Here is a 1,581-nt window from a genome sequence, read left to right as displayed (position 1 = left end):
TTTTAGGATAAACCGTTCTCAATTTAAAACAAGTATTTTTCATAAATCCATAGAAAGAATGGTGAATGCAAAACCGATTTATCAAAAAAACATAAAACAGATATTAAGTGTATAACTCAATAAATATAATAAGTTGTTTGCTCCCTTGTTATTTTGGAACGGAATTAGTTTGAAAAATAGAATTGTGATGTCGCCTATGACTACTTGGTCATCTAATGAAGACTTCACTATATCTGATGAAGAAATAGAATATTACAAGAAAAGAGTAAAAGGTGTTGGTTTAGTAATCACAGGATGTACCCACGTTACGGCAAATGGAATTGGTTTTACCCACGAATTTGCAGGATATGATGATACTTTCCTTCCAAGTCTGAAGAAGTTGGCGGATGCTGCAAAAAGTGGTGGAGCACCGGCAATTTTACAGATGTTTCACGCAGGTAATAAAGCAATTCCTAGACTTATTCCAGATGGTGAAGTGGTAAGTGCAAGTTCAGTTTCAAGTGGGCCTATAGTGCTTTTTGAAAAAGAAAATCTTCCAAAAGAATTGAGTGAAAATGAAATTCTAGAAATTATCAAGGCATTTGGTGAGACCACCAGAAGAGCAATTGAAGCTGGTTTTGATGGCGTAGAAATTCACGGGGCACATGGATTTTTGCTTCAAAATTTTATATCGCCTTTTTTCAATAATAGAAATGATCAATGGGGAGGTTCTCTAGAAAATCGTTTGAGACTTAGCCTGGAAATTTTAAGAGAAGTAAAAAATATAGTTTCAAAATATGCTGATCGTCCTTTTCTGATAGGGTACAGAATTTCACCTGAAGAATTTCCACAACAAACTTATGGACTTCCGGATACTTTCATTTTAATGGATAAGTTGATTGAAGAAAATATCGATTATTTACATTTCTCTCTGCTGGATGCTGTCAATCAAAAACCAATTGATTCAGAGTTTTCTAAAGAAGCTATATCAGTTGTACTAAACAATTATGTTAACAATAGAGTTCCTATTTTGGTTGCTGGAGGTATTACAACACCTGCGATGGCTGATCAAGTAGTAGACTATGGTGTTTCTATGGTGGCAATCGGAAGAACTTTGATTGTTAATCCTGATTGGGTAGAATTAACTCAAAATGGAGAAGAAGATAAAATCACTTCAATTCTTAAACTTGCAACTGTACAAGAGAAAAAAATCCCATCAAAATTAATGACAATATTCGGAAAACTAGACGGTTGGTTACAAGTAGAAGCTTAATTTAATCAATTCCCAAAACAAAGATATATAAAATGAAAATCAATTAGTTTATGGTTTGAATCCAGTCGAGTAACTCTACGGGACATTCAAAATCATGCTTAAATTTTAATGTATGCACTGGTTAAATAGTTAAAAAAAATGGTATAAAAAAAGCCTATTTCTTTAGAAATGGGCTTTTTAGCTTGAGAAGGAACAGGACTCGAACCTGTGTCCGCCGCGGCGGATATGAGCCCGACGAGCTATAAGTTTTGAATAATATTTTTAATAAATTCTCGCCCTATTCCAGTTTTTAAATATTTTTCTCTGTTCATGGCTTCGGTTTTGGAATT

1 protein-coding gene and 1 pseudogene are annotated in these 1,581 nt (G+C 33.8%); both read left to right on the top strand.

Translation table 11 applies throughout. The features are described 5' to 3' along the window. Positions 1-115, top strand: a pseudogene (locus GTZ96_RS18125) (IS1595 family transposase); the annotation flags it as partial. An 18-nt stretch (positions 116-133) separates the two neighbouring features. Beyond that, a complete protein-coding gene (locus GTZ96_RS18120; RefSeq protein WP_161645294.1) occupies positions 134-1,252 on the top strand; it encodes an NADH-dependent flavin oxidoreductase in 1,119 nt (372 codons plus the stop codon). Positions 1,253-1,581: the final 329 nt, after the last annotated feature.

It is taken from the genome of Flavobacterium undicola (assembly GCF_009909155.2).
Classification (GTDB): domain Bacteria; phylum Bacteroidota; class Bacteroidia; order Flavobacteriales; family Flavobacteriaceae; genus Flavobacterium; species Flavobacterium undicola.
This window is presented reverse-complemented; position numbering and strand designations above follow the sequence as displayed.